Here is a 1,824-nt window from a genome sequence, read left to right on the forward strand (position 1 = left end):
GCTGTTCATCACAGAATAATATTACGCTAGTAGATCCTACACAGGTAACTGCGAGTGCGACCCAGAATGCTTATAGTTGTGCAGCAGACAATAGTGATGTTTTCCCAGATATAACAGTTACGATAGTTGATGGTACGCCAGACTATACGATTTCCTATACAGGACCGGGTATTACAGTAACAAACTTACCGGTAGTTGATGCGGATGCTGTTACACCGGGCGTTCAGTTTATTATTGATGCAGATGTAGCAGGTAACTACGATATTACAGTTATGGATTCGAACAATTGTCCATTTGTAGTACCTACAGTTGTAGTACCACCATTCCCAGCTATTACTGGAGAAACCGTGGTTAGAGATGCAACAGCGGTAAATGCAGGAGCTATTTCTTGTGATAACCCAGAAACAGTAATTGTTTCAGTTGCTGATGATGGTTTAGGTACTGGAGATTATATCTTTGAGGTATTAGAAACAGGGGTTGTTGTAGATACGCCTTTACTTGACTTTGATGCACAGTTTACATTACCTGCAGTTGGAATTTATACTTTTGAAATTACTGACGAAAGAACAGGTTGTTCTGTAACTACAACGTACGAAGTATTGCCATTTGATACGATAGCAGCTACTTTAACATTAGTAACGGATAATGTATGTTTTGGAGATGCATTAGGTGAATTAAACTTAAACATAACAGGATATACAGGTACTTACAACTATACAGTAACTAATACAATTACTAGTGGTGTTGCAGCTACAGGATCTGGAGATACAACTGCTGCGAACCCTCTATTGATAGGTTCACTGCCAGCTGGAACTTATGAAGTTTCTGTGGAAGCATTGGATTCGCCTTTCTGTGATGAAACAAGTAATACGGCAACAATTTCTGAACCAAGTGATATTACATTTATGGTTGATCAGGAAAATGCAAATTGTAATACAGGAGGTATAGTAACAATCGTTGCCGATGGTGGAACACCACCATATACTTATATAGCTGATGATGGAGTTAACCCAATCATCACTAATACTGATGGTAATTTTGTGTTAACTGATCCTACAGGAACAGGAACTAATTATACGATTACAGTTCGAGATAATAATAATTGTACTGAAACAAGTGTGATTACTGTAAATACTACAGCGAATCCTGTGTTAGATCCAATACAGGCATTTGTAGATGATCCTTGTACGTTTGATAACAATTATACATTTACTGTAACAGCATCAGGCTTCGGACAATTAACATATCAATTAGACGCTGGAGTTCCAGTACCAGGAAACGTAAGTAATACAGAACATCAGTTTACGGTTACTGGACCAGGTACTTATACAGTTACAGTTTACGATGGAAATAACTGTCCTTCAAATCAAGAAACTATAACGGTATATCCTGAATTAATAGTGAGTGCTGATTTTAGTGTTGAGCCTACGTGTAGGGATTTCAATGGAGATATTACCGTTACCGTTAGTGGTGGTTCTGATTTTGCGACCAACCCAGGTAATTTCACCTTTGTATTAACAGGTACTGATAGTGCATCGGCTGCTGTTGGTCCTATTACTCAGAATGGAGCTGGTGGTAATGTATTTACTGGTTTATCAGTAGGTAGTTATAGCATTGTGGTTACAGATTCAGGAATTGCACCTGCACCAGGATGTGATGCTACAGCTACAGTTACTAGAGAAATTCCAACAGATCCTACAGTTGCTTTAACGGGAGATAATCCAAATTGTGTAGGTTCTAGTGATGGATCTATATTGGTAACGACACCAGTAGGTACAGATATTCCATATACCTATCAGTTATTTGATTTCACAGGTAGTGTTC

At 38.4% G+C, this 1,824-nt stretch carries 1 protein-coding gene; it reads left to right on the forward strand.

Translation table 11 applies throughout. The features are described 5' to 3' along the window. A partial coding sequence (locus GBO31_RS23320; protein ID WP_219011029.1) for a hypothetical protein occupies positions 1-1,824 on the forward strand: 1,824 nt, incomplete at both ends.

Source organism: Aquimarina litoralis (genome assembly GCF_019295435.1).
Taxonomy (GTDB): Bacteria; Bacteroidota; Bacteroidia; order Flavobacteriales; family Flavobacteriaceae; genus Aquimarina; species Aquimarina litoralis_A.